The organism is Streptomyces sp. iso_384 (assembly GCF_056172905.1).
The window spans coordinates 235,453-260,142 of the sequence record NZ_JBWBTT010000001.1 but is presented as its reverse complement, the minus strand read 5'-3'; the positions used below and the strand labels follow the sequence as shown (position 1 = coordinate 260,142).

Sequence of the window (24,690 nt, the reverse complement as noted above, 5' to 3'; positions counted from 1 at the left end):
GGATAGGGAGAACTACGCTGTGTTTACTGGTGTTCTCGACAGGGGGCATATTCCTCGGGGCTCGGCCACATGCGTGTGCAGGCGGAGTACGAGGGTTCGAACCTGGGGAGGCATCGGTACGAATGCCGCGCGCCGTCCTCGGTGACGCGGCGGCTGTCTGTGTGTCGAGGGGTGGCGCATGTCCAGGGAGCAACGCGGGCCGAACGAGAAGCTCGGCACAGTTCTCGCCCTCGCGGGAATCAGTAACGCCGGGCTCGCCCGGCGGGTCAACGACCTCGGAGCACAGCGCGGTCTGACACTTCGCTACGACAAGACCTCGGTGGCCCGGTGGGTCGCCAAGGGGATGGTGCCGCAGGGCGCGGCGCCGCATCTCATCGCGGCGGCGATCGGGGCCAAGCTCGGCCGGCCGGTCCCGCTGCACGAGATCGGCCTCGCCGACGCGGACCCGGCCCCGGAGGTCGGCCTCGCCTTCCCCCGGGACGTGGGCGAGGCGGTCCGGTCGGCGACCGAGCTGTACCGGCTGGATCTGGCCGGGCGGCGGGGCGGCGGCGGGATCTGGCAGTCCCTGGCGGGATCGTTCTCGGTGAGCGCGTACGCGACGCCCGCCTCCCGCTGGCTGATAACCCCCGCCGATCCGTCGGTGGCCCGGGACCCGACGGCGGCGCAGGCGGCGATCCTCGGGGCACGCGGCGGCGCACCCGACGGGCCGTCCGGTCCGGCGGCCCGCGGCGCACCGGACGCCCGGGGCGCACAGATCCTCCACACTCCCGGCGCGGCCGGCTCCGTCCCCGTACAGCCGGGGCCGGAGGCGGCGGCGGACGCCTCGCCGCTGCGGGTCGGCCACAGCGATGTGTCGAAGCTGCGCGAGGCGGCCCAGGACGCCCGGCGATGGGACTCCAAGTACGGCGGCGGCGACTGGCGTTCCTCCATGGTTCCCGAGTGCTTACGCGTCGACGCCGCACCTCTGCTCCTCGGCTCGTACACCGACGAGGTCGGCCGGGCCCTGTTCGGCGCGTCCGCCGAACTGACCCGGCTGGCCGGCTGGATGGCCTTCGACACCGGCCAGCAGGAAGCCGCCCAGCGCTACTACATCCAGGCCCTGCGGCTGGCCCGCGCCGCCGCCGACGTACCGCTCGGCGGCTATGTGCTCGCCTCGATGTCCCTCCAGGCGACCTACCGCGGCTTCGCCGACGAAGGCGTCGACCTCGCCCAGGCCGCCGTCGAGCGCAACCGCGGCCTCGCCACCGCCCGCACCATGAGCTTCTTCCGGCTGGTGGAGGCCCGCGCCCATGCGAAGGCCGGCGACGCACCGGCCGCGGGGGCCGCGCTCAAGGGCGCCGAGAGCTGGCTGGAGCGGTCCCGGGCGGGCGACTCCGACCCGCCCTGGCTCGGTTTCTACGGCTACGACCGGTTCGCCGCCGACGCCGCCGAGTGCTACCGGGACCTGAAGGCCCCCCGCCAGGTGCGGCGCTTCACCGAGCAGGCGCTGTCCCGGCCGACCGAGGAGTTCGTCCGCAGCCACGGACTGCGGCTCGTCGTCTCCGCCGTCGCCGAGCTGGAGTCGGGCAATCTGGACGCGGCCTGCGCGGTGGGCACCCGGGCGGTGGAGGTCGCGGGCCGGATCTCCTCGGCCCGCACCACGGAGTACGTGCGCGATCTGCTGCACCGCCTGGAGCCGTACGGGGACGAGCCCCGCGTCGCCGAGCTGCGCGAGCGGGCCCGCCCGCTGCTGGTCACCCAGGCCTGAGAACCGGACGCGGAAGCCGCCCGGCGGGCCCCCGCCGGGCGGAGTGTGCGCCACGCCCTGCCCATCTCGGGTTTGAGCCGGTTGTCAGTGGGTCAGTGCACTATCGGGGTGGGAGGTGGCGTGATGATGACGCACGCGGCGTACGACTGCGATGTGCTGGTGATCGGCGGCGGGATCGTCGGTCTGTCGACCGCGTATGCGCTCACCCGGGCGGCTCCGGGCACCCGGGTGACGGTCCTGGAGAAGGAGCGCGGCCCCGCCCGCCATCAGACCGGCCGCAACAGCGGCGTGATCCACAGCGGCATCTACTACCGCCCCGGCTCCCTCAAGGCCCGGTACGCGCTGCGCGGCTCCGCCGAGCTCGCGGACTTCTGCGCCGAGCACTCCATCGCGCACGCCACCACCGGCAAGCTGATCGTCGCCACCGAGCGCTCCGAGCTGCCCCGGCTGCATGCCCTGGTGCAGCGCGGCCGCGAGCACGGACTGCCCGTGCGGGAGCTGGGCCCGGCCCAGATCGCGGAGTACGAACCGGAGGTGCGGGGCCTGGCGGCGATCCGGGTCGGCACGACGGGCGTCTGCGACTTCACCGCCGTGGCCACCCGCTTCGCGACCGAGGTCACCGCGGCGGGCGGCATCGTGCGGTACGGCGCGGAGGTCACCGCGATAGACCGGCGGCCCTGGGGCGTCGCGGTGCGCACGGCGGACGGCCTGGTCGTCAGGGCCCGGGTGCTGGTCAACTGCGCGGGGCTGCACTGCGACCGGGTGGCCCGCCTCGCCGGGGACGACCCGGGGGTGCGGATCGTGCCGTTCCGGGGCGAGTACTACGCGCTGGCCCGTCCCGAGCTGGTGCGCGGTCTGGTCTACCCGGTGCCGGACCCGGCGTTCCCCTTCCTCGGCGTCCACCTCACCCGGGGCTTCGACGGCTCCGTCCACGTCGGTCCGAACGCGGTGCCCGCCCTGGCCCGCGAGGGATACACCTGGCCACAGGTCCGCCCCGCCGAACTGCTGTCCACGCTGAGCTGGCCGGGCACCTGGCAGATCGCCCGCCGGCACTGGCGGTACGGGGCGGGCGAGGTGCACCGCTCGCTGTCCCGGTCCGCGTTCACCCGGGCCGTCCAGCGGCTGCTGCCCGCCGTCACCGAGGACGATCTGCGCCCGTCGCCCGCCGGGGTCCGGGCCCAGGCGGTGCTGAAGGACGGCACGCTGGTCGACGACTTCCTGATCCGCGAGGCCCCGCACACCGTGCATGTGCTCAACGCCCCGTCGCCCGCCGCGACGGCGTGCCTGCCCATCGGACGTGAGGTGGCGCGGCTCGCGCTGCGCCGGGCTCGGGAGACGGGGTGGAGGCCGCCCGCCGTAGAATCCGGTCATTGTGTCTGAGCAGCCCCTGAACCCCACGCCCGCCACGGCCCCCGACGACGCCGGGACGACCGCCACCGGCTCCACGGCCGCCGACGCCGTGACCGACGAAGCCAAGGCCACCGGCTCCACGCCCGACGAAGCCGCCGCGCTGCGGGCCGCCTCCTTCGAGCGCGCGCGCCGGCTGCGCATGGAGCCCCGCTTCCCCGGCGGCCCCGCCGCCGACCCGGCCGGCTCGCACCACGAGCGCCGGATCCGCAGCTTCCAGCCACGCCGCAGCCGGGTCACCACCGGCCAGCAGGAGTCCCTGGAGCGGCTGTGGCCCACGTGGGGCCTGGACATCGACGGCAAGCGGGTCCTGGACCTGACCGAGCTGTTCGACGGGCTGCCCGTCGTCCTGGAGATCGGCTTCGGCATGGGCGAGGCCACCGCGCAGATGGCCGCCGACGACCCGGGCACCGGCATCCTCGCGGTCGACGTCCACACCCCCGGCCAGGGCAATCTGCTGGGCCTCGCGGACAAGGCGGGCTCGACCAACGTACGGGTGGCCAACGGCGACGCGGTCATCCTGCTGCGCGAGATGCTGGCCCCCGAGTCCCTCGACGGCCTGCGGGTCTACTTCCCCGACCCGTGGCCCAAGGCCCGGCACCACAAGCGGCGCCTCATCCAGCCCGAGTTCCTGGACCTGGTGGCCCCGGTGCTGAAGCCCGGCGCGATCGTCCATTGCGCGACCGACTGGGAACCGTACGCCGAGCAGATGCTGGAGGTGCTCACCGCGCACCCCCGCTTCGCGAACACCGCGGCCGACGGCGGCTACGCCCCGCGCCCCGCGTTCCGGCCGCTCACCCGCTTCGAGGGGCAGGGCCTGGACAAGGGGCACGTCGTCCACGACCTGCTGTTCGCCCGCGTCTGACACACGGCGGGGCAGGACGGCGTACGGCCATGTCCTGGCCGGATGCGCCGTCGCCGGGTGTCGGTGCTCCTCGTTAGGGTCGAGAGGTGTCCGACCCTTCCGTGCAGCATCAGCAGGCGCGGCCCGCCGTCCCGGTCCTCCACGAGCAGCGGCTCGACGAGGTCCTGGGCGCCGCGCCGGAGCGTGGCCAGTGGCGTTACCGGCCGCACCGCGTCGGCATGGTGTGGCGCAGCAAGGTGTTCCGCGCCGGCGCCGTGATCGTGGCGCTCGTGCTGTGCGGGCTGGTGATCCTGGCCCTCGTCCGCGAACAGACCGGACCGGAGGGGTTCCTCGTCGGTCTCGGTCTGGCGGTGCTGCCGGTGCCGCTCCTGATGGCCGCCTTCCGCTGGCTGGACCGGGTCGAGCCGGGCCCCTGGCGGAATCTGATCTTCTCGTTCGCCTGGGGCGCGTGCGCCGCCGCGCTCGTCGCGATCATCGCCAACTCCTTCGCGACGCGCTGGATAGCCACCGCGACGGCCGACCCGGCGGGCGCCGACACCCTGGGGGCGACGGTGATCGCCCCGGTCGTCGAGGAGAGCGCGAAGGCGGCGGCCGTGCTGCTGATCTTCCTGTTCCGCAGACGGGAGTTCGGCGGGGTGGTGGACGGGATCGTCGTCGCCGGGTTCACCGCGACGGGTTTCGCGTTCACCGAGAACATCCTCTATCTGGGCAACGCCTTCGGCGAGGACCAGCAGCTGGGCAGCTCCGGGTTCGCCTCGGTGACGGCGGGGACGTTCTTCGTACGGATCGTGATGTCGCCGTTCGCGCACCCCCTGTTCACGGTCCTCACCGGCCTCGGCTTCGGCTTCGCGGCCGTCAGCGCCCGCCGCCACCGGGTTCGCCGGATCGCCCTGCCGGTGCTGGGCCTGCTGCTGGCGATGGGGCTGCACGCCCTGTGGAACGGCTCGTCGGCCTTCGGCCCGTACGGCTTCTACGCGGTGTACGGCATCGTCATGGTCCCGGCGTTCGGCCTGGTGACCTGGCTGGCGATCTGGTCACGCCAGCGCGAGCTGCGCACCCTGGCGGCCGAGCTGCCCGCGTACGCGGCGGCCGGCTGGCTCACCCCCGCCGAACCGTCGGCGCTCTCCTCCATGCGGGCCCGGGGCATGGCCCGCGATCTGGCCCGCCACTGGCAGCAGGACCGGACCCGGGGCCGGGCGGCGGCCCGCGCGGTCGCGGAGTACGAGTCGTTCGCGGCCTCCCTGGCCGGCCTGCGCCGCCGGGCCCGCCACGGCGCGGTGGGCCCGGACTTCGGCGCCCGCGAGCGGGAGCTGCTGCACCACCTCTGGCAGCGCCGTGACATAGCCGCCCCGGCCCTCACCCACGCGGCCCGCCTCACACACCGCCCGGCCGCCCACCACTACCGCCGCCCGCCGACGCCGTACGGAAACGGGTACGGGCAGGGACCGGGTTACGGATACGGATACAGCGGCCAGGCCCCCCAGCCGTACGACAGCGCACCGCCCACCACCCACCGACGCCCGTCGCAGTAGCGGTTCCGTCAGGCCGACGCCTCCGTGAGCAGCGCGACCTCCCGGTCCGTCAGCCGCAGGTCGGCGACCGCGACGAGGGCGGGGAGCTGTTCGACCGTACGGGCGGAGGCGATCGGGGCGACGACGGTCGGCTGTGCGGCGAGCCAGGCGAGGGCGACCGTCGCGACCTCGGCGTTCCGTTCCCCGGCGACCTGGTCGAGGGCGGCCAGCACCCTGCGGCCCTGCGCCGACTCCAGGTGGCCGCCCGCCTTCGCGGACCGGGCGCTCTCCACGGTCGTACCGGGGCGGTACTTGCCGGTGAGGAAGCCGGAGGCGAGCGCGTAGTACGGGACGGCGGCGAGGCCGGCGGCGGCCGCGGTGTCCTGGAGCTCGCCCTCGTAGGTGTCGCGGGAGACCAGGTTGTAGTGCGGCTGGAGCGCGACGTACCGGGCGAGGCCCTCGCGCTCGGAGAAGTCGAGGGAGGCCCGCAGCCGCTCGGGGCTGATGTTGGAGGCGGCGATGTGGCGCACCTTGCCGTCCTTCACCAGCTGGTCGAGGGCGGTGATGATCTCCTCGACCGGGACGGTCTCGTCGTCGAAGTGCGTGTAGTAGAGGTCGATGTGGTCGGTGCCGAGCCGGCGCAGCGAGGCCTCGGCCGCGCCCTTGACGGCGCCGGCGGACAGGCCCCGGAAGTCGGGGTGGGCGCCGGCCTTGGTGGCGACGACGACGTCGGACCGGTTGGAGCGGGAGGCGAGCCACTTGCCGATGACGGTCTCCGACTCGCCGCCCCGGTTCCCCTCGACCCAGGCGGAGTAGGCGTCGGCGGTGTCGATGAAGTTGCCGCCGGCCGCGACGTACGCGTCCAGGACGGCGAAGGACTGCTTCTCGTCCGCCGTCCAGCCGAAGACGTTGCCGCCGAGGGCGAGGGGGAAGACCTGGAGGTCGGAGGTGCCGAGAGTGCGCGCGGAAGTCATGTGAGGGTTCAACGGGCCGGGGCGGCGGAGGTATTCCACCGGATGGTGTTCCACGGTGGCGTTCCACCGGATGGCGCACCACGGGGTCGTACTCCACCGCCGCGCGGACCCGACCGGGCCGGCTGCCCCCGGACAGACCGGCAGCCCTGACGTCGGGGGGTGTGCGTCAGGGCTGCCGGAGTTTCGGGGAGGGTGGCGACGGGGGACGTACGTCAGCCGGAAGGCCGGGGACAGGGACCGAAAGGCCGGGATCTCAGACCGAGAGGCCCTTGCTGTTCAGCCAGGCCATCGGGTCCATCGCCGAACCGCCCGCCGTGCGGACCTCCATGTGGAGGTGCACACCGGTCACATTGCCGGTGGCGCCCATGCGGCCGATGGTCTCGCCGGTGGTGACCTTCTGGCCGACCGAGACGTCGATCGAGGACTGGTGCGCGTACCAGATCTCCGTGCCGTCATCGAGCTGGAGCACCGTGCGGTAGCCGTACGAACCGGCCCAGCCGGCCGACGTGATCGTGCCGCCGTGCACGGCCTTGATCGGCGTACCGGCCGACCCGGCGAAGTCCAGACCGGTGTGCTGGCCCGAGGACCACAGGGCCCCGGACTGACCGTAGGTCGAGGTGATCGTGTACGAGGAGGTGGGGAGGGAGAAGCTGGCGGCGAGCTTCGCGAGACGCTCGGCCTCCTTCTTCTTCGCGGCCGCTTCCTCCGCGGCCTTCTTCTTCGCGGCGGCCTCGGCCTCGGCCTGGTCCTGCTGCTTCTTGGCCTCCTGCGCCGCCTTCTCGGCCGCGGCCTTCTCGGCGGCGGCCTTGGCCTCGGCGTCGGCGCTGGCCTGCTGCTGCTCGGCCTGCTGGAGGATCCGGGCGCGCAGGGCCTCGCCCGCGTCGGTGGTGCCCTCCTCGGCCTCGGCGGTGGTGAGGCCGGCGGTGGTGAGCGGCGCGGCCGCGGCGACCGGGGCGGGCTCGGCGGCGTCCGACATGAAGGACCCGACGCCGGGAAGGGACTTGGCGTCGGGGAGGTTGTCCGCGATGGAATCGGGAAGGGAGATGGAGACCGGGGCCTTGTCCTGCGCGGTGGCCATGCCACCCGCACCGACGGCCGCTATGACGCCGACCCCGAGGACGGTGGAGCTACGGGCCAGACCACGCTGCTTGGCTACGCGGTGCCTGCCGCGCACGGGCCGGATGGACTCCTCGGTGGGATTCCACTCCTCCCAGGACCGCTCCGCGTCACCGAAGGTGTCGGCACTGAAAGGTGACGGGGCCTCAGGGGCAGGCTTGTTGGACGCCACGTGGGCGCACTCCTTTCCTTCCTTCTCGCCTACCGGGTTAGCTGACGGGTTCGGAGCAGGAAGGTCTCCTACGGGCCCCTCCGTCTCTCACGAGACGCAGGCGTCCGATTCACCCCATGTAGGTGGTTCCCCGGTTCCCTTGCGGAATTCGGCGCTCGCGCGCGGTGCCGTCTCTGACGACGGCTGGGACGACCGCGCTGCGTTATCGAACGTTAATAGACACCCGGGCCCGATTCCAAGCTGTTCCTGTTGATCATTAAGGGGCACGGTAGGGATGTACGGGTCACAAGCGGGCGGAATCGGGCGACTTGACCACGGATCAGCCACACCCCTTTTTCTGATGGTGTGTCAAATGTTATGCGGAGCGGTGCCCTTCAGTTACGCACCGTGTCATCGCCCCGGCCCACGATCTTCACCGTCGTCCGGCGCACCGGCTGCCCCTCCGCCGGCCGGCCGACCGCAAGCAGCGCCATGTCGTCCGTGGTCCGCCCTCCGGTGTGCAGCCGTACGTCGTCGGTCAGCGCCGACAGCAGCTCCTCGGGGCCCGGGAAGATCCGGCCGCGCAGCCGGGCCGCCGGATCGTAGAAGACCCCGTTCGCGTCCCGGGCCTCCGACAGCCCGTCCGTGAACGCGAGGAGCGTCGCCCCGGCGGGCATCTCCCACTCGTCGGCCCGGTCCGGCCACACCCCCAGGTCCATCCCCAGCGGCAGCGCGGGGACCGAGGGCGCCAGCACCTCCAGGGCGCCGTCCGCGTGCAGCAGGATCGGCTCCGGGTGGCCGCGGTTGACGATGCGCAGCGAGGCCGAACCGGGCGGGATCTCGGCCAGTACGGCGGTGATGAACCCCTCCATGACGTCCAGCCCGTACCGCCGCGTCCCCTCCCGGGCCAGCGCCCGCTCCAGCCGCTGCGCCACGCCCTCCAGCGAGCGCTCCTGCTCGGCGGCCTCCCGGAACGACCCGATGATCACCGCCACCGCCTCGACGGCGCCGAGCCCCTTGCCGCGCACGTCGCCGACCACCAGGCGTACGCCGTACGGGGTGTCCGCGACGGCGAACAGGTCGCCGCCGACGAATTCGTCCGCCTGCGCCGCCTCGTACCGCGCGGCCACCTGGAGCCCGCCGATCCGCTCGGCCGGCGTCGGCAGCACAGCACGCATGGCGGTCTCCGCGATCACCCGGGCCGAGGCCAGCTGCTCGTTGCCGCGCCGCACGACGGCGTTGATGACGAGGGCCAGCGCCGAGGCGGTGAGCACGGTGATCGTCTCGATGACCGGGACGACCTGGGTGGACGTCCCGTCGGAGAGCCGCATCGCGATGACGGAGACGACCGCGGCGATGCCCGTGCGGATGGTCCTGGAGAGCGAGAAGAACGGTGCGGCGATCAGCGGGGCCGCGACGAACAGCGGGACGGCGGTGAAGTTGGGCGGGGCCAGCGAGTCGAAGAGCAGCCCGCCGACGATCAGCAGGGCGGGCAGCATCCGGACGAACCGCCGGGATCCCCGGCCGCCCGGCGTCACATCGCCTCCCGGGGATCCGAACACCGCACGGCCCACGGCGTCGATGCTCCCCGCCGTGCCGCCACGCCGTCTCTCGGCCATCCCCACCTGTGCACTCCTGCCCGGTCCACCCACGGCTGCGGACGGTACCGCGCCCCGTCCAGGCTTCCCGGAGCCGCGCCGAGCGGCGACTCCGCATCGGCCGAATAGGGGGAAGCGAACGGAGTCCCGGCCTTTCCGGGGTCAGTCGGAGAGCCGGTGTTCCGCGTAGACCGTCAGTGCGTCCCGTACGAAGGCGGCGGTGCCGTCCCCGTAGCGATCGTAGTTCTTTCCGAAGCGCGGATCGGCGACATACATCTCACCGAGCCCGATCACGTACGCACGGCTGGGCTCCTTGGCCGAGGACAGCCAGGCGCAGTGCCGCCGGGCGATGTCCTGCGCCTCGGCCCCGTCGGCGGCGAGCCCGGCCTCCCTGGCCCGCCCCCAGTCGCGGGCGATGGCCTCGTGCTCGTCCTGGAACGCCTTCTTCTCCCCGTCCCCGAGCGAACGCCACCAGCGGTCGCCCTCCTCGTACGCGTCCCGGCCCCAGCGCTCGGTCACCTCCTGCTCGTGAGCGGTGTGGTCGAAGCCGTCGAACACTTCATCGGCCATGAGTTCCATCCCCTCCTGGGTCTTGTGGAGAGTGGTCCGCACCGAGGCGATCTGCCGCCCGATGCGCTCCTGCTCCTGTTCGAGCAGGCGCAGATGCGCCCGCAGCGCCACGGCCGTGTCCCGCTGCCCCTCCAGCACGTCCTTGATGGCGGGCAGCGAGAGCCCGAGCTCCCGCAGCAGCAGGATGCGCTGCAGCCGGACGAGGGCGTCCTGGTCGTAGTAGCGGTAGCCGTTGCTCCCGATCCGGCTCGGCGCGAGGAGACCGAGGTCCCCATAGTGCCGGAGCGTGCGGCTCGTGGTGCCGGCCCGGCGGGCGATTTCCTGAATGGACCACTCCATGCCGGAAACGCTAGATCTTTACGCTGCGTCAAGGTCAAGCGTGCTCGACCGGGCCCCGGAAACGACTCGGGCCCGGCACGCTGTGCGTGCCGGGCCCGGGCCTTCAGTAGCGGGGACAGGATTTGAACCTGCGACCTCTGGGTTATGAGCCCAGCGAGCTACCGAGCTGCTCCACCCCGCGTCGGTAAACCCAACTCTACGGCATCGGAGCGGCTGCTCCGACCACTTTTCCCCAGGCCACGTGACCCCGGTCGCAGTCGCCGCTGCTGAGGCAACCCCACCCGGGCGACGGAGGCTCCGGTTACGGGGAGGTCAGGGACACCTCCACCAAGCAGCAGATACCGGGCTCGTGCGCTGGTGGCCCTGAAGGACGACACGGCGCCCAGGGAGCACCGCTTCGGGCTCGAACTGCCCGAGGGGTTCGGTCTGCGCCCCGCGAACGACGGCGGCTACGACATCGGCTTCCCGGCCGACGGCATCGAGGTGACGGCCGGGCACATCGACCCGGCGTGGGCCAAGGACGCCGACGGAGAGGACGTCGCCGACCCCAAGGTCACCTGGGGGTGAGGGATCTACGCCAAGTACAACCGCGCCGAGACCAAACGCATGGCCAAGGGCATGACCAAGGCGAAGTACGCCGCCGCACTCTGCGGCTTCCTTCCGGGGGTCGTCGGCGCGGGCTGCGCGCTGACGGTGTACGACTCCCTCGGCAGCATCACCAGCACGTTCAAGAACGCCGACAAGGCCGGCAAGTGCGTGAAGATGAAGTACTCGCTACCGCCGCCCATCCCGCTGCAGTGGAACACCACCAAGTGCTGACGCAGGAGAACCGGTCCGATGAATGAAGTGATCAAGAAACTCGCCGGGTTCGCCGCGCTGGTCTGCGTGGTGTTCGCCGCCTGGGCGCTGATCTGGGGCAAGAGCCCCAGCGAGTACTGGCTGCTGGGCGTCCTGCTCATCGGCGTGCGCGCCCTGGTCCTCGTGATCCCTGTGGCGATCCACCGTAAGAAGTAGGACCGGGAAATGGCAGAGGGCCTCGACCGGCGGAAGCCGGTCGAGGCCCTTCTGACAACCCGCGGGGCAGAGGAACCCTCTGCCCCGCGATCGGTAGGCCGTGTGGGACTCGAACCCACAACCAACGGATTAAAAGTCCGCTGCTCTGACCAATTGAGCTAACGGCCCTCGACTGATCACCCCACGAGCATAGCCCGCCCGGTCCCGGCATCCGATCCGGTATCGGTGTCGGGCCCGTCGCGGCTTCCGGAGGGCGGGCTTCCGGCTGCCCGGGACAGCAACAGGGCCCGTACGCCACCGAGTCGGTTCGGTGGCGTACGGGCCCTGCCGGTCTGTCAGGCGGACCTGCTCGGCCGGGTGTCGGCCGGGCGGGGGTCAGCCGTTGCGCTTCCAGCGCGGCTTGTCGTCGCGGCGGCCGAAGGAACCGGTGTTGGTTCCGGTGTTGGCGCCGCGGTGGTCGTCACGACGGCCGGTCGGGCGGTCGCCGCCGCCGGAGCGGAAACCGCCGGAGGGGCGGTCGTCACGACGGTCACGGTTGAACGGGCGGTCGCTGCCACCGGAGCGGAAACCGCCGGAGGGGCGGTCGTCACGACGGTCGCGGTTGAAGGACGGGCGGTCGTTGTCACGACGCTCGAACGGACGGCCACCACGGTCGTCACGACGGTCGCCACCGGAACGGAAACCACCGGAGGGGCGGTCGTCACGACGGTCGCGGTTGAAGGACGGGCGGTCGTTGTCACGACGCTCGAAGGAACGGCCACCACGGTCGTCACGACGGTCGCCACCGGAACGGAAACCACCGGAGGGGCGGTCGTCACGACGGTCGCGGTTGAAGGACGGGCGGTCGTTGTCACGACGCTCGAAGGAACGGCCACCACGGTCGTCACGACGGTCGCCACCGGAACGGAAACCACCCGACGGACGGTCATCGCGACGGTCGTTGCCGCGGTAGCCGCCACGGTCGCCACCGCGGTTGTCGCGGCGCTCGTAGTTGCCCCGCTCGTCGCGACGCTGCTCGTCACGGGCGGCCGGCTGCTCGGGGACCGAGATGGCGGCCACGAGGGCGGCCTCGGCCTCGGCGGCCACCTCGGCCACCGCGGCCTCGGGGTCGTCGCCCCGCTCGCGGGCGGCACGGGCGACCAGGCGGTCGGCCTCCTCGCGCAGCTCGACGGCGCGGCGCTGGACGCGCTCCAGCTGCTTCGTCAGGTCGGCGGCCTCGCGCTCGGCCTGCTTGGCGGCGTTGTTCGCGGAGTCGGCCTGGACCTCGGTGAGCGAACGGGCGCCGGTGATCTCGGCGACCTCCGGCTCGAAGACACCCGCGCCCTGGACGATGTGGCGCGAGGCGTCGACGCCCGCGTCCTCCATCAGGCGGAAGATCTGGCGGCGCTGGTGCGGAAGCGCCAGCGAGACGACGACACCGGACTTGCCGGCGCGGGCGGTACGGCCCGAGCGGTGCAGGTAGTCCTTGTGGTCACCGGCCGGGTCCACATTCAGGACCAGGTCGATGCCGTCGACGTGGATACCGCGGGCGGCGACGTCGGTCGCGACGAGCGCGTTGACGTAACCCTTCTTGAAGTCCTCCAGGACCCGCGTACGGGCGCCCTGGGTCATGCCGCCGTGCAGCGCGTCGGCCTTCACGCCGGACTCGATGAGCTGCTCGGCGATGCGGTCCGCGCCCAGCTGGGTGCGGACGAAGATGATGGTGCGGCCCTTGCGGGCGGCGATGGCGGCCGTGACCGGCGCCTTGTCCTTCGGCTTCACGACGAGGACGTGGTGCGACATGGTCGTGACGTTGCCCTGGGCGCTGTCGACCTCGTGCGTCACCGGGTTGGAGAGGTAGCGCTTGACCAGCGTGCCGATCTCGTTCTCCATGGTGGCGGAGAAGAGCATCCGCTGACCGCCACCGGGGATCTGGTCGAGCAGCTCGGTGACCTCGGGCAGGAAGCCCAGGTCGGACATCTGGTCGGCCTCGTCGAGGACGGCGACCTGGACGCTCGCCAGGGAGCAGGCGCCGCGGTTGATGATGTCGCGCAGTCGGCCCGGGGTGGCGACGAGGACGTCGACACCGCGCTCCAGCGCGTAGATCTGGTTGCCCATCGACGTACCGCCGCAGACGACCTTCATCTTGAGGCCGAGCACGTCGCCGTACGGCTGCAGCGCGTCCGCGACCTGCATCGCGAGCTCACGGGTCGGGGTGAGGATGATGCCGCGCGGCTTCTTCTTCTCGGTGGTGCCACCGGAGAGCGAGGCCAGCAGCGGCAGGCCGAAGGAGAGCGTCTTGCCGGAGCCCGTACGGCCGCGGCCGAGGATGTCCTTGCCGGCCAGGGCGTCCGGGATGGTCGCCGCCTGGATCGGGAAGGGGGCGGTCACACCGTTCTGCGCGAGCTTGCGGACGATGCCCTCGGGCAGGCCCAGGTCGCCGAAGGTGACGGTCGGCTCGGCGGGGGTCTCGGACGCCTCGGCCTCGGGGGCGTCAGCAGCCTCGGGGGCCTCGGTCTGCGCGTCCGCGTCGGTGATGAAGTCCGCGACGGACTTCTCGGCGACGGCGGGCTCCTCGACGACGGTCTTCTCGGCGGCCGGGGCGGTGGCGCCGGCGGGGGCCTCGGTCACAGCGGCCTCGACGAGCTCGGCGAGCGCGGCGTTGTCGACGTTCTCGGGCATGACGGTGTGGTCAGAACTGGAAATTGACATGCGAAATGCGAAACCTTCCGGAGTCTCGGCACGCGCCCATAACTCCGTGATTCGCAATTTCGACCGCCTCAATGCGGTCCAGCCACGGCAAGGGAGAGTACGCGCCACACGGCGCTCTTCTGTGTCGGCGCCGGGCAATGGGATCAAACGATCTACCACCATACGCACTCTCACCCGCATTGCGCAAACCAGCCGCCGCGACCCCTCGGCTACACCGGCCCCACCTGGGGTGATGCCTCCGGGGTCCGCAGCGGCCCGGCACCCTCCGGTCCGCTCATCGCATGGGCCCGCAGCTGGGCGGCGGGCGAGGCCGAGGGGGGCGGCTCCGGCGGATCGGTGGGCTCCGGCTCGGGCTCCGGGTCCGGGTCGGGCGTCGGCGGTGCCGGCGGCTCCGGGGTGGTGGGCGGCGGCTCCCCCGGCCCCGGCGTCGAGGGTGTCGGCGAGGGCTGCGGGCCGCCCCGGGTGGGAACCGGAGCCCCGGGCTCGGGACGCGAGCCCTCGGGGGTGGCCGACGGCACAGCGCCGGAGGCGTCCGGACTCGGGCTGCTGCTCCCGGGGGCGCCCCGGTCCGAGTGCGGGTGGGCGTCCCCGCCGCGCCCCCCGGCCTGCTCGGATCCGGGAACCGTGTCCCCGGCCGGGTCGGCGGCGGAGCCCTTCGGACCGGCGGAGCGGGAGGGCCCGGGCCCTCCGGCGCCGTCCTCACCGACGCTCATACAGCCGGTGGACGCGGCGATCGTCAGCGCGGTGACGGCGGCCCAGCGGACAGGGGCGGACAACTGGCGCACGAGTGGCACCTCCGGGGCGAGGGGTGGCGGAGCTGGGCGGCGAGCGCGGCGCCGGGGCCGCGCGGGGAGCACGAGCGAGCGGTACGGCGTCGTCGCACCGTGCCCAACTCCCCCGACCCCGCCGGAGACACGCCCGGAACACCACGCGCCCGCGCGACGCCCGGCCGAGCAGGCCGTCAAGCCGCCGGGGCCGCCCGGGATGAAAGCCGCGCCGGAGAGAAGCTCACCCGTAGCCCAGGGCGTGCAGCCGCTCGTCGTCGATGCCGAAGTGGTGGGCGATCTCGTGGACCACGGTGATCTCGGTCTCCGCGACGACGTCCTCGTGCGACTCGCACATCCGCAGCGTCGGCCCCCGGTAGATGGTGATCCGGTCCGGCAGCACCCCGGCGTACCACTCACCGCGATCGGTGAGCGGGGTGCCCTCGTAGAGCCCGAGCAGGTCGGGATCGCCCGGGTCGGGTTCGTCCTCGACGAACACCGCCACGTTGTCCATCAGCCGCGTCAGCTCCGGCGGAATCCGGTCCAGAGCCTGGCTCACCAGCTCCTCGAACTGTTCCCGCGTCATCTCCAGCACCCCGCCATTGTCACGTACGGGGGCCGGGTGCGGGCAGATTGCGGCCGGCCCGGACTCATGACCGCGTCCGCCGCCCGGCATGACGGAGGCCGTAGCGGGGCATACGGGCCCAATGGTCCGCGTCCCGTTCCGTGCCGCAGCCGACCGCGTCCGGCACCGCCTCAGCCAGCTCGTCCGCCCGAAGCCCCGCACCCGCACCGGCACCCCGGCCGGCTCCAGCACCCGCACGCGCACCGGCGCCGCGACCCCCGGCGACCTGACGAGCCCCGCCCGCCGCCCGTACCTCCGCGCCCTCGGCATGCTCGCCGTGGTCGTGCTGGGGGCCTGGCTGGGACTGCTCGCCGTGGGCTCCATCCGTACTCCGGTCGGCCCCATGGACACCAGCATGACCCTGCGCCCCTCCCTCACCGGCGGCAGCAAGATCAACGTGTCTCCGCTCGGGGCCCTGGAGCTGGACTCGCACACCGCGCCGCTCCGGCTGGACGTGGACGTGGACCGCCTCGACCCCGAACGCTCGCAGGCCCTGGTCGACCGGCCGGAACGGTTCTCCCACCTCCAGGACGAGGTCACCCGGGACGTCGCCGCCGGCACCCGGGAGCTGGCCGTACGCTCCTGCGTCGCCGTCGTCTCCGGCGCTACCGCGCTCGGCCTCGTCGTCTACCGCCGCCCCCGCCGCGCCCTGGCCGCCGGCGGGCTCGCCCTCACCCTGCTGGCCGCGTCCGGCGTCAGCGCCTACGCCACCTGGAACCCGAAGTCCGTCCTGGAGCCGAAGTTCTCCGGGCTGCTCTCCAGCGCCCCGTCCCTGGTCGGCGACGCCCGCTCGATCGTCACCGAGTTCGACATCTACCAGCAGGAACTGGCCCGCCTGGTCACCAACGTCACCAAGCTGTACGACGCGACCTCCACGCTTCCCGTCTACCAGCCCGACCCCGGCACCATCCGGGTCCTGCACGTCTCCGACATCCACCTCAACCCGGCTGCCTGGCACATCATCGCCTCGCTCGTCGAGCAGTACGAGATCGATGTCATCGTCGACTCCGGCGACACGATGGACCACGGTTCCGCCGCGGAGAACGGTTTCCTCGACCCGATCCGCGACCTCGGCGCGCCCTATGTGTGGGTGCGCGGCAACCACGACTCGCCCGTCACCCAGGCCTACCTGGAGAAGTTCAAGAACGTCCACGTGCTCGACGACGGCAGGGCGGTGAACGTCGGGGGGCTGCGGATCGCGGGCACCGGCGACGTCTCCTTCACCCCGGACCGGACCGCCCCGGTCGGCGGCAAGGCGGCCGCCCGGCTGGAGGGCGCTCGCCTGGCCTCCGCGCTGCGCGACCAGGAGCAGGCCGGCACCCCCGTCGACATCGCCGTCGCCCATGACCCGAACACCGCCCGGGAGACCGACGGCAGGGTCCCGCTGGTGCTGGCCGGCCACCTCCACCGCCGGATCAACGAACAGCTGAAGCTCGGCACCCGGCTGAAGGTCGAGGGCTCCACGGGCGGCGGCGGGCTGCGCGCCGTGCAGAACGAGAAGCCGGAGAAGGTGCACGCCTCGGTGCTCTACATGGACCGCTCCACCCGCCGGCTCCAGGCCTGGGACGAGATCACGCTGGGCGGTCTCGGACTGACGACCGCCGAGGTCGGCCGCCATCTTCCGGAGGAGAACCTGAAGCCGGACACCCCCACCTCACCCACCCCGTCCCCGACCTCCTCACCGGGCTCCCCACCTGCCTCCTCGCCCTCCCCGACCCGCTCCCCGGCGCGCCCGACGCCCTCGCCGTAAACCGTTTTGGCGATAGCTCCACCCATCCCATATGCTTCTCACGTCCCCGACGCGCTGCAAAGCGAACCGGCGGGCCAATAGCCCTCATCGTCTAGTGGCCCAGGACGCCGCCCTTTCAAGGCGGTAGCACGGGTTCGAATCCCGTTGGGGGCACGTTTCACCGTGTGCGAGACTTGTTTCGCACATTGCTTGGTCCTGTGGAGCAGTTTGGAGTGCTCGCCACCCTGTCAAGGTGGAGGCCGCGGGTTCAAATCCCGTCAGGACCGCTTGCAGATCACTTCGGTGAGCTGCGTGGCTGGGTAGCTCAGTTGGTACGAGCGATCGCCTGAAAAGCGATAGGTCGCCGGTTCGATCCCGGCCCCAGCCACCACTCGAAGGCCCCGTCCGGTGGACGGGGCCTTCGCCGTGTCACACCTTCTCGGTCTCCTCCTCCTGCTGCTCCTTCTGCGGTACGTCGGCACCGCGCCGGCGCCAGGCCCGCACGCCCAGGGCCAGCAGCACCACGAGCACCACCGCGACCAGCGCCACCCCGTCCGACACCCGCTCGCCGAGCTTCTGCGCCCACTGCTCCACCGCGAACGAGTCGTCGACCCCCAGCAGCCCGGGCAGCGCGGTCGTCCCGTCGTAGACGAGGAACAGCGCGCCGAGACCGATGAAGAACAGCCCCGACAGCAGCGATGTGGTGTGCAGCTCGAACCGGCCGACCCGGACGGCCCGGCCGCGCAGCCAGGCCCGGCGGCCGAGGTCGAAGCGTTCCCAGAGCAGGGCGAGCAGGAACAGCGGTACGGCCATGCCGAGCGCGTACACCGCCAGCAGCAGCCCGCCGTAGACCGGGCTGCCGCTGACCGCCGCGACGGTCAGAACGCTGCCCAGGATCGGGCCCGCGCAGAATCCGGCCAGGCCGTAGACCGCGCCCAGCGCGTAGACGGAGAACGCGGTGGTCGGGCGGATCCGGCCGCTGAGGGCCGCGATGCGCCGGGACGCGAAGCCGAGGCCCACGATCTGCGCGACGCCGAGCACGATGATCAGCCAGCCCGCGCCGGTGACGAGCGCGTCGCGGTGGCCGTAGAACAGCCGCCCGGCGTACGAACCGGCCGCGCCGAGCGGCACGAGGGTGGTGGCGAGCCCGGCGTAGAAGATGCCGGTGCGGGCCAGCAGGCGGGAGGTGGAGTCGATGGAGTACGCGAAGAAGGCTGGCAGCAGCAGCGCGCTGCACGGGCTGACCAGGGCGAGCAGCCCGCCGAGGAAGGCCGCGAAGTAGCCGATGTCCGCCGTCACTTGGCGGCGTCCCCGGCGTCCTTGCCCGCATTGCCGGTGGTCTTCGCCTTCGCCTGCTCGGCGGCGGCCTCGATGGCCTGCGTGAACGTCTCGTCCGGCTGGGCGCCCGCGATCGGCCTGCCGTTGATCAGGAACGACGGGGTGGACGTCGCGCCGATCCCGTACCCCTGCTCCTGGTCCTTCGCGACGGCGGCCCGGGCCGGCTCGCCGTCCAGGTCCTTCATGAACCGGCCCAGGTCCTTCACCCCGGCCTCCGCGGCGAGCGCCTTGACCCGGTCCTTGCCGAAGCCCTTCTCCTTCGCCCCCTCGGCGTAGGCGGCGCGGTGGAACTCCCAGAAGCGGTCCTGCTGCCCGGCGGCCCAGGCGGCGCGCGCGGCGTTCTCGGACTCCTCGCCGAAGATCGGGAAGTTGCGCCACTCGATGCGCAGCGTGCCGTCCTTCACGTACTTCTCGATCAGCTTCGGCTCGGTGTCCCGGGCGAACTTTCCGCAGTAGCCGCACTTGAAGTCGGCGTACTCGATCAGGACGACCGGGGCGTCCGCGCGGCCGGTGGCCAGCTTGTCGTCCGCGTCCCGGCGGGCGAGCTTCGCCAGCTCCGGGTAGACGCCCTCGTTCGGGTCGGCGGAGACCTCGGCGGCGGGGCCGGTGGCAGTGGTGTCCTTCGAGGTGTCGTCGGGGGCGGTGGCCTTGTACGAGGCGAAGCCGAGGAGACCGGCGGCGAGGACGACCGCCGCGCCGTAGACGAGGGGCTTCCTGGATCCGGGCGCGGGCTTCTTCGCGGCGGGCGTGGACTTCTTGGGCGTGGGCATGCGGCGCTCCGTGCTGTGGTGCGGGAGGAGAAAGGGACGGGTGCGGGGCGGGCGGGGCCCGCCTACACCCTCAGCACGGAGAGCTCGACCGGGGTCGGTGTGACGGGGACCGGCGCCCTGACCCGTATCCCCGGCGGCGGCTCGGCCGACGGCGCGCCCGTCGCGGTGGGCAGCCCCCACGGGGCGAGGCCCGGCGCGTGGTCGTACGCGGCCCGGGAGCGGGAGGGGACGGCGGGCTCGCCGTCGTGGTCCCGGAGCTTCCCGCAGCCGGGGACCGTGGTGCCCGCGTCGGCGGCTTCGGCGACCGGGACCCGCGCGCGGTTCCGGGCCTCGGCCTGGGTCTGCGCGGCGGAGGCCGGAACCGCGGCGGCCACCGGTGCGGTGGCGGAGGCCGGGGCGGAAGCCGCAGCGCCGCGGGCCCCGGGCACGGCGTCCGAGGACACCGCGCTCGCCGCCGGTCCGCACAGCAGCCCCACGACGACCGCGAGCAGCGCCGTCAGGCTCCACCACTGCGTACGGGACACGGGACCGGGCCTTTCTCGCGTGAGCGGCGGTGACGAGCGTCGACTGCCCGAAATGGTACGTGCCGCGTGACGCAGCCCGCGCGAAATGAGGTCGCCACTCCACGGGCCCGGGTGAGATCCTGGGATCCGTATGTCTACTTCCTTTGCCGATCTCCAGTCCCAGCTCGGACAGCTCTCGCTCCGTGACGCGAACCGGCTCGGCCGGCGTCTCGAAGGAGCGCGCCGCATCCGCAAGCCCGAGGCCCGCCAGTCCGTGCTGGACGAGATCGCGGCCGAGGCGGGCAAGGCGGCCGGACGGCTCGCGGCACGCGCGGCCCGGCTGCCGGCTCTGTCGTACCCGGAAGAGCTGCCGGTCAGCCAGAAGAAGGACGAGATCCTGGAGGCGATACGCGACCACCAGGTCGTGATCGTCGCCGGTGAGACCGGGTCCGGGAAGACCACGCAGATTCCCAAGATCTGTATGGAGCTGGGGCGCGGCGTCCGGGGCATGATCGGGCACACCCAGCCCCGCCGGATCGCCGCCCGTACGGTCGCGGAGCGGGTCGCGGACGAGCTGAAGACGCCGCTGGGCGAGACGGTCGGCTGGAAGGTCCGCTTCACCGACCAGGTGAACCCGGAGTCGACGTATCTGAAGCTGATGACGGACGGCATCCTGCTCGCCGAGATCCAGACGGACCGCGAGCTGCTGGCGTACGACACGATCATCATCGACGAGGCCCACGAGCGGTCCCTCAACATCGACTTCCTGCTCGGCTATCTGGCCCGGCTGCTCCCGAAGCGCCCGGATCTGAAGGTCGTCATCACCTCGGCGACCATCGACCCGGAGCGGTTCGCGCGCCACTTCGGCGAGGCCCCGATCGTGGAGGTCAGCGGGCGTACGTATCCGGTCGAGGTGCGGTACCGGCCCCTGCTGGAGGATGACAGCGAGGACTCCGACCGGGACCAGATCACCGCGATCTGCGACGCCGTCGACGAGCTGGGCCACGAGGCCCCGGGCGACGTCCTGGTCTTCCTCTCCGGGGAGCGCGAGATCCGGGACACGGCGGACGCGCTGAACAAGCGGAACCTCAGACATACGGAGGTGCTCCCGCTCTACGCGCGCCTCTCGCACGCCGAGCAGCACCGCGTCTTCCAGCGCCACACCGGACGCCGTATCGTCCTCGCGACCAACGTGGCCGAGACCTCGCTGACGGTCCCCGGCATCAAGTACGTGATCGACCCGGGCAACGCCCGGATCTCCCGCTACAGCCACCGCACCAAGGTCCAGCGGCTGCCGATCGAGCGGATCTCCCAGGCCAGCGCCAACCAGCGCAAGGGCCGCTGCGGCCGTACGTCGGACGGCATCTGCATCCGGCTGTACTCGGAGGACGACTTCGTCACCCGGCCGGAGTTCACCGACCCGGAGATCCTGCGGACCAACCTGGCCTCCGTCATCCTCCAGATGACCGCCGCCGGGCTCGGCGACATCGAGAAGTTCCCCTTCATCGACCCGCCGGACCACCGCAACATCCGCGACGGCATCCAGCTCCTCCAGGAGCTGGGGGCGCTGGAGCACGGGGAGAAGTCCCCCCAGGAGGGGAAGAAGGGGCAGCGCCTCACCCCGCTCGGCCGCAAGCTCTCCCAGCTGCCCGTCGACCCGCGCCTGGCCCGCATGGTCATCGAGGCCGACAAGAACGGCTGTGCCCGTGAGGTCATGGTCATCGCCGCCGCGCTCTCCATCCAGGACCCGCGCGAGCGGCCCGCGGAGAAGCAGACCCAGGCCGACCAGAACCACGCCCGGTTCAAGGACGAGACGTCCGACTTCCTGGCGTATCTGAACCTCTGGGCCTATGTGCGCGAGCAGCAGAAGGAGCGCGGCTCGTCCTCGTTCCGCCGGATGTGCAAGCAGGAGTACCTGAACTTCCTGCGCATTCGCGAATGGCAGGACATCTACGCGCAGCTGCGTACGGTGGCGAAGCAGATGGGCATCACGGTCGAGGAGCCCAAGGCCGAGGCGTCGGTTCCCGAGCAGGCGGTGCACACCTCGCTGCTGGCCGGGCTGCTGTCGCACATCGGGCTGAAGGACACCGAGAAGAACGAGTACGTGGGCGCGCGCAACGCCAAGTTCGCGATCTTCCCGGGGTCGGCGCTGTTCAAGAAGCAGCCCCGGTTCGTGATGTCGGCGGAGCTGGTGGAGACCTCACGGCTCTGGGCGCGGGTCAACGCCAAGGTCGAGCCCGAGTGGATCGAGCCGCTGGCCCAGCACCTGGTGAAGCGCACCTACAGCGAGCCGCACTGGGAGAAGGACCAGGCGGCGGTGATGGCGTACGAGCGGGTCACCCTTTACGGCGTGCCGATCGTCGCCCAGCGCAAGGTCAATTTCGGACGTATCGACCAGGAGGCCTCGCGGGATCTGTTCATCCGCAACGCCCTGGTCGAGGGCGACTGGCGCACCCACCACCAGTTCTTCCACGACAACCGCAAACTGCTCGGCGAGGTCGAGGAGTTGGAGCACCGCGCTCGCCGCCGCGACATCCTCGTGGACGACGAGACGCTCTTCGACTTCTACGACCAGCGGATTCCCGAACACATCGTGTCCGGGGCGCACTTCGACTCGTGGTGGAAGAACAAGAAGCGCGAGGAGCCGGACGCGCTCGACTTCGAGCGCTCCATGCTGATCAACGAGAAGGCCGGGGCCGTCACCAAGGACGACTACCCGGACTCCTGGCGGCAGGGGAAGCTCAAGTTCAAGGTGACGTACCAGTTCGAGCCCGGCGCGGACGCGGACGGCGTGACCGTGCACGTACCGCTCCAGGTGCTCAACCAGGTGACGTCCGAGGGCTTCGACTGGCAGATCCCGGGGCTGCGCGAGGAGGTCGTCACCGAGCTGATCCGCTCGCTGCCGAAGCCGATCCGCCGGCACTACGTCCCCGCGCCGAACTACGCCGACAAGTTCCTGGACCGGGCGGTCCCGCTCCAGGAGCCGCTGCCGCAGACGCTGGCGCGTGAGCTCCAGCGGATGGTCGGCGTGCCGGTCACCGCGGACGACTTCGACCTCTCCCGCGTCCCGGACCACCTCAAGATCACGTTCCGGATCGTGGACGAGCGGCGGCGCAAGGTCGCCGAGGACAAGGACCTGGAGGCGCTGAAGCTCCAGCTGCGGCCGAAGGCCCGGCAGGCGCTCTCCAAGGCGGCCGCGGCGACCGCGGGGCCGTCCGGCGAGTCCATCGAGCGCTCGGGCCTCACCGACTGGACGATCGGCACGCTGAACAAGGTCTTCGAGACCCGGCGTGCGGGCCAGCCGGTCAAGGCGTACCCGGCCCTCGTCGACCAGGGCGACACCGTCGCCGTACGGCTCTTCGACACCGAGGCCGAGCAGCAGCAGGCGATGTGGCGCGGCACCCGGCGGCTGATCATGCTGAACATCCCGGTGAACCCGGCGAAGTTCGCGTCGGACCGGCTGGGCAATCAGCAGAAGCTGGCCCTGTCCCGTAATCCGCACGGTTCGGTGCAGGCCCTCTTCGAGGACTGCGCCACCGCCGCGGCCGACCGGCTGATCGCCGCGCACGGCGGTCCCGCGTGGGACGAGAAGGCGTTCCGGACGCTGTACGACAAGGTCCGCGCCGATCTCGTGGACCTGACCGTCCGCACGATCGACCAGGTGCAGCAGATCCTGGCCGCCTGGCAGGCGAGCGAGCGCCGGCTGAAGTCGACGAACAGCCTGACGCTGGTGGCCAACGTCACCGACGTGCGCGAGCAGCTGGCCAGACTCGTACCGTCCGGTTTCGTTACGGCCACCGGACTGCGCCGGCTGCCGGACCTGATGCGCTACCTCGTGGCGGTCGACCGGCGGCTCCAGCAGATGCCGACGGCCGTCCAGCGGGACACCACGCGGATGGCGAAGGTCCACGAGATGCAGGACGAGTACGCCTGGCTGCTCGAACAGCTCCCGCAGGGCAGGCCGGTGCCGCAGGAGGTGCTGGACGTCCGCTGGATGATCGAGGAGTTGCGGGTGAGCTACTTCGCTCATGCGCTGGGTACCGCGTTCCCCGTCTCGGACAAGCGGATCGTGAAGGCGATCGACGCGCTGGCGCCCTGACACGGAGGCTCCGGCGGGGCCCGGGGGACGGTGACGGAGTCACCACCAGGAGTGAAGTCGACCTGGGCCTCCCACCTCCTGTACAGTCTGGTTTCGCAGCAAGCCGCAAGGCAAGCGGCGAAAACCTGGTCCTGTGGAGCAGTTTGGAGTGCTCGCCACCCTGTCAAGGTGGAGGCCGCGGGTTCAAATCCCGTCAGGACCGCAGCAGAAGAAAGCCCGGATCGTTTCGATCCGGGCTTTCTCGCGTCCTGCACCGCGTCTTGACGGCGGCATCTGCCGCCGGTACCCCGTAGAAGCAGAGACTGTCCCTGTTTCTCGGCCTCCCCCGGTGCTCCCCGGCGCTTGTCGGTGCTTGTCGGTGCTTGTCGGCGCTCTCACGGCGGGGGGCGGCCGGGCCGGGCCCACCGGGAGGTGGCTCGTATGTCCGCGCCCACAGCACGACACGAGACCCGCGCACTGCTGCGCGCCCATCTGGCGGCCGCTTCCGCCTATCGCCACCTCACCCGGCACTGCGCGGTCTGCCACCGTCTCCTGCGCCTCGCCATGGAGCCCGGAGCGGCCCCGGGAGCGGGAGAAGCGGCCGAGACCACCCCGGACCGCTCCGACGCCTCCCAGGACGCCGCCGGGCGGCCGGACGGGAGCGAGGACGAAAGACCCCCGACGACACGACCATCGGCCGGGTGACTCCGCGTTCCGACAGTGGCAGGCTCGGAGTTGGCAAGCATCGGGCAGTGTGACGGTAGTCACCGAAAGAGTTTTCAGACCGGGGGATTTTACGCCTCCCCTACAACTGGTGAATTTAATATGTGCAATTGCACGGGGGCGGTGAACTCGCGAGGACCGTTCCGTCCGGGGCTGTCCCACCGCGTCCGGGACGCT

General features: G+C 71.8%; 20 protein-coding genes, 6 tRNA genes and 1 riboswitch. Of the genes, 14 read left to right on the top strand and 12 right to left on the bottom strand.

Features of this window, described 5'->3' with window-relative positions:
* Positions 1 to 178: 178 nt before the first annotated feature.
* The 4 genes from AC0VY3_RS01135 to AC0VY3_RS01120 all read left to right on the top strand — a co-directional run bounded on the left by AC0VY3_RS01135 (position 179) and on the right by AC0VY3_RS01120 (position 5,551).
* The gene (locus AC0VY3_RS01135) at positions 179 to 1,747 is read left to right on the top strand and encodes a sporulation protein (RefSeq protein WP_475548688.1); all 1,569 of its coding nucleotides are present in this window, start codon (positions 179 to 181) and stop codon (positions 1,745 to 1,747) included.
* Between the two features lie 123 nt (positions 1,748 to 1,870).
* Complete coding sequence (gene lhgO, locus AC0VY3_RS01130; protein ID WP_103510117.1) at positions 1,871 to 3,127, top strand: L-2-hydroxyglutarate oxidase; 1,257 nt, start codon at positions 1,871 to 1,873, stop codon at positions 3,125 to 3,127.
* Positions 3,120 to 4,019, top strand: coding sequence for a tRNA (guanosine(46)-N7)-methyltransferase TrmB (trmB, locus tag AC0VY3_RS01125; protein ID WP_103510116.1), 900 nt, complete (start codon positions 3,120 to 3,122; stop codon positions 4,017 to 4,019). Before lhgO ends, trmB begins: the two co-directional genes overlap by 8 nt.
* A gap of 86 nt (positions 4,020 to 4,105) precedes the next feature.
* Positions 4,106 to 5,551: a PrsW family intramembrane metalloprotease gene (locus tag AC0VY3_RS01120; protein WP_103510115.1), complete on the top strand. Its 1,446-nt coding sequence runs from the start codon at positions 4,106 to 4,108 to the stop codon at positions 5,549 to 5,551.
* Between the two features lie 8 nt (positions 5,552 to 5,559).
* Here the strand turns inward: AC0VY3_RS01120 and AC0VY3_RS01115 are convergent, their stop codons facing one another.
* From AC0VY3_RS01115 to AC0VY3_RS01095, 5 genes are all read right to left on the bottom strand, one after another.
* Positions 5,560 to 6,504: an aldo/keto reductase gene (locus tag AC0VY3_RS01115; RefSeq protein ID WP_475548687.1), complete on the bottom strand. Its 945-nt coding sequence runs from the start codon at positions 6,502 to 6,504 to the stop codon at positions 5,560 to 5,562.
* 253 nt (positions 6,505 to 6,757) lie between these two features.
* Positions 6,758 to 7,792, bottom strand: coding sequence for a M23 family metallopeptidase (locus AC0VY3_RS01110; protein WP_242735207.1), 1,035 nt, complete (start codon positions 7,790 to 7,792; stop codon positions 6,758 to 6,760).
* 11 nt (positions 7,793 to 7,803) lie between these two features.
* Positions 7,804 to 7,956, bottom strand: a riboswitch (cyclic di-AMP (ydaO/yuaA leader).
* A 210-nt stretch (positions 7,957 to 8,166) separates the two neighbouring features.
* Entirely contained in the window at positions 8,167 to 9,390 is a 1,224-nt protein-coding gene (locus tag AC0VY3_RS01105; RefSeq protein ID WP_103510112.1) for a PP2C family protein-serine/threonine phosphatase, read from the bottom strand.
* Positions 9,391 to 9,531: 141 nt separating this feature from the next.
* A complete protein-coding gene (locus tag AC0VY3_RS01100) occupies positions 9,532 to 10,278 on the bottom strand; it encodes a MerR family transcriptional regulator (protein ID WP_475548686.1) in 747 nt (248 codons plus the stop codon).
* A gap of 107 nt (positions 10,279 to 10,385) precedes the next feature.
* Positions 10,386 to 10,459: transfer RNA gene (locus AC0VY3_RS01095), tRNA-Met, on the bottom strand.
* A 176-nt stretch (positions 10,460 to 10,635) separates the two neighbouring features.
* Here AC0VY3_RS01095 and AC0VY3_RS01090 point away from each other — a divergent pair.
* The 3 genes from AC0VY3_RS01090 to AC0VY3_RS01080 are packed head-to-tail and all read left to right on the top strand — an operon-like array spanning position 10,636 to position 11,292.
* Positions 10,636 to 10,845: a hypothetical protein gene (locus AC0VY3_RS01090; protein ID WP_103510110.1), complete on the top strand. Its 210-nt coding sequence runs from the start codon at positions 10,636 to 10,638 to the stop codon at positions 10,843 to 10,845.
* A gap of 39 nt (positions 10,846 to 10,884) precedes the next feature.
* The gene (locus tag AC0VY3_RS01085; RefSeq protein ID WP_103510109.1) at positions 10,885 to 11,097 is read left to right on the top strand and encodes a hypothetical protein; all 213 of its coding nucleotides are present in this window, start codon (positions 10,885 to 10,887) and stop codon (positions 11,095 to 11,097) included.
* A gap of 18 nt (positions 11,098 to 11,115) precedes the next feature.
* Positions 11,116 to 11,292, top strand: a complete 177-nt coding sequence (locus AC0VY3_RS01080; protein WP_181010936.1) for a hypothetical protein — start codon at positions 11,116 to 11,118, stop codon at positions 11,290 to 11,292.
* Positions 11,293 to 11,386: 94 nt separating this feature from the next.
* Here AC0VY3_RS01080 and AC0VY3_RS01075 read toward each other — a convergent pair.
* From AC0VY3_RS01075 to AC0VY3_RS01060, 4 genes are all read right to left on the bottom strand, one after another.
* A tRNA-Lys gene (locus tag AC0VY3_RS01075) sits at positions 11,387 to 11,460 on the bottom strand.
* 207 nt (positions 11,461 to 11,667) lie between these two features.
* A complete protein-coding gene (locus AC0VY3_RS01070) occupies positions 11,668 to 13,953 on the bottom strand; it encodes a DEAD/DEAH box helicase (RefSeq protein WP_103510108.1) in 2,286 nt (761 codons plus the stop codon).
* A gap of 239 nt (positions 13,954 to 14,192) precedes the next feature.
* On the bottom strand, positions 14,193 to 14,768 hold the full coding sequence (locus tag AC0VY3_RS01065) for a hypothetical protein (RefSeq protein WP_103510107.1): 576 nt from the start codon (positions 14,766 to 14,768) through the stop codon (positions 14,193 to 14,195).
* A 223-nt stretch (positions 14,769 to 14,991) separates the two neighbouring features.
* On the bottom strand, positions 14,992 to 15,342 hold the full coding sequence (locus AC0VY3_RS01060) for a metallopeptidase family protein (protein ID WP_181010935.1): 351 nt from the start codon (positions 15,340 to 15,342) through the stop codon (positions 14,992 to 14,994).
* 112 nt (positions 15,343 to 15,454) lie between these two features.
* On the opposite strand from AC0VY3_RS01060, the gene AC0VY3_RS01055 reads away from it, so the two are divergent.
* The 4 genes from AC0VY3_RS01055 to AC0VY3_RS01040 all read left to right on the top strand — a co-directional run bounded on the left by AC0VY3_RS01055 (position 15,455) and on the right by AC0VY3_RS01040 (position 17,492).
* Positions 15,455 to 17,122 carry a metallophosphoesterase family protein gene (locus tag AC0VY3_RS01055; protein ID WP_103510106.1) on the top strand — a complete coding sequence of 556 codons (1,668 nt, stop codon included), beginning with the start codon at positions 15,455 to 15,457 and terminating at the stop codon, positions 17,120 to 17,122.
* An 80-nt stretch (positions 17,123 to 17,202) separates the two neighbouring features.
* Positions 17,203 to 17,275, top strand: a tRNA-Glu gene (locus AC0VY3_RS01050).
* 38 nt (positions 17,276 to 17,313) lie between these two features.
* Positions 17,314 to 17,388 (top strand) — tRNA-Asp (locus tag AC0VY3_RS01045).
* A 27-nt stretch (positions 17,389 to 17,415) separates the two neighbouring features.
* Positions 17,416 to 17,492: transfer RNA gene (locus AC0VY3_RS01040), tRNA-Phe, on the top strand.
* 38 nt (positions 17,493 to 17,530) lie between these two features.
* Here the strand turns inward: AC0VY3_RS01040 and AC0VY3_RS01035 are convergent.
* From AC0VY3_RS01035 to AC0VY3_RS01025, 3 genes are all read right to left on the bottom strand, one after another.
* On the bottom strand, positions 17,531 to 18,400 hold the full coding sequence (locus AC0VY3_RS01035) for a cytochrome c biogenesis CcdA family protein (protein WP_475548685.1): 870 nt from the start codon (positions 18,398 to 18,400) through the stop codon (positions 17,531 to 17,533).
* Entirely contained in the window at positions 18,397 to 19,209 is an 813-nt protein-coding gene (locus AC0VY3_RS01030; protein ID WP_103510104.1) for a DsbA family protein, read from the bottom strand. Before AC0VY3_RS01030 ends, AC0VY3_RS01035 begins: the two co-directional genes overlap by 4 nt.
* 62 nt (positions 19,210 to 19,271) lie before the next feature.
* The gene (locus AC0VY3_RS01025; RefSeq protein WP_475548684.1) at positions 19,272 to 19,733 is read right to left on the bottom strand and encodes a hypothetical protein; all 462 of its coding nucleotides are present in this window, start codon (positions 19,731 to 19,733) and stop codon (positions 19,272 to 19,274) included.
* Between the two features lie 130 nt (positions 19,734 to 19,863).
* On the opposite strand from AC0VY3_RS01025, the gene hrpA reads away from it, so the two are divergent.
* The 3 genes from hrpA (at position 19,864) to AC0VY3_RS01010 (ending at position 24,495) form a co-directional block, all read left to right on the top strand.
* Positions 19,864 to 23,811 (top strand): ATP-dependent RNA helicase HrpA, encoded by a 3,948-nt coding sequence (gene hrpA, locus AC0VY3_RS01020; protein WP_475548683.1) that lies wholly within the window; start codon positions 19,864 to 19,866, stop codon positions 23,809 to 23,811.
* A gap of 127 nt (positions 23,812 to 23,938) precedes the next feature.
* A tRNA-Asp gene (locus tag AC0VY3_RS01015) sits at positions 23,939 to 24,013 on the top strand.
* Positions 24,014 to 24,231: 218 nt separating this feature from the next.
* On the top strand, positions 24,232 to 24,495 hold the full coding sequence (locus AC0VY3_RS01010; RefSeq protein WP_475548682.1) for a DUF6274 family protein: 264 nt from the start codon (positions 24,232 to 24,234) through the stop codon (positions 24,493 to 24,495).
* Positions 24,496 to 24,690 lie beyond the last annotated feature (195 nt).

Excerpts from the sequence above, each read along its gene's own strand:
- lhgO (WP_103510117.1), top strand. The coding sequence starts at position 1,871 with ATGATGACGCACGCGGCGTACGACTGCGATGTGCTGGTGATCGGCGGC.
- AC0VY3_RS01135 (WP_475548688.1), top strand. The coding sequence starts at position 179 with ATGTCCAGGGAGCAACGCGGGCCGAACGAGAAGCTCGGCACAGTTCTC.
- AC0VY3_RS01105 (WP_103510112.1), bottom strand. The coding sequence starts at position 9,390 with ATGGCCGAGAGACGGCGTGGCGGCACGGCGGGGAGCATCGACGCCGTG.
- AC0VY3_RS01115 (WP_475548687.1), bottom strand. The coding sequence starts at position 6,504 with ATGACTTCCGCGCGCACTCTCGGCACCTCCGACCTCCAGGTCTTCCCC.
- AC0VY3_RS01030 (WP_103510104.1), bottom strand. The coding sequence starts at position 19,209 with ATGCCCACGCCCAAGAAGTCCACGCCCGCCGCGAAGAAGCCCGCGCCC.
- AC0VY3_RS01070 (WP_103510108.1), bottom strand. The coding sequence starts at position 13,953 with ATGCCCGAGAACGTCGACAACGCCGCGCTCGCCGAGCTCGTCGAGGCC.
- AC0VY3_RS01055 (WP_103510106.1), top strand. The coding sequence starts at position 15,455 with ATGGTCCGCGTCCCGTTCCGTGCCGCAGCCGACCGCGTCCGGCACCGC.
- AC0VY3_RS01085 (WP_103510109.1), top strand. The coding sequence starts at position 10,885 with ATGGCCAAGGGCATGACCAAGGCGAAGTACGCCGCCGCACTCTGCGGC.
- AC0VY3_RS01100 (WP_475548686.1), bottom strand. The coding sequence starts at position 10,278 with ATGGAGTGGTCCATTCAGGAAATCGCCCGCCGGGCCGGCACCACGAGC.
- AC0VY3_RS01080 (WP_181010936.1), top strand. The coding sequence starts at position 11,116 with ATGAATGAAGTGATCAAGAAACTCGCCGGGTTCGCCGCGCTGGTCTGC.
- AC0VY3_RS01010 (WP_475548682.1), top strand. The coding sequence starts at position 24,232 with ATGTCCGCGCCCACAGCACGACACGAGACCCGCGCACTGCTGCGCGCC.
- hrpA (WP_475548683.1), top strand. The coding sequence starts at position 19,864 with ATGTCTACTTCCTTTGCCGATCTCCAGTCCCAGCTCGGACAGCTCTCG.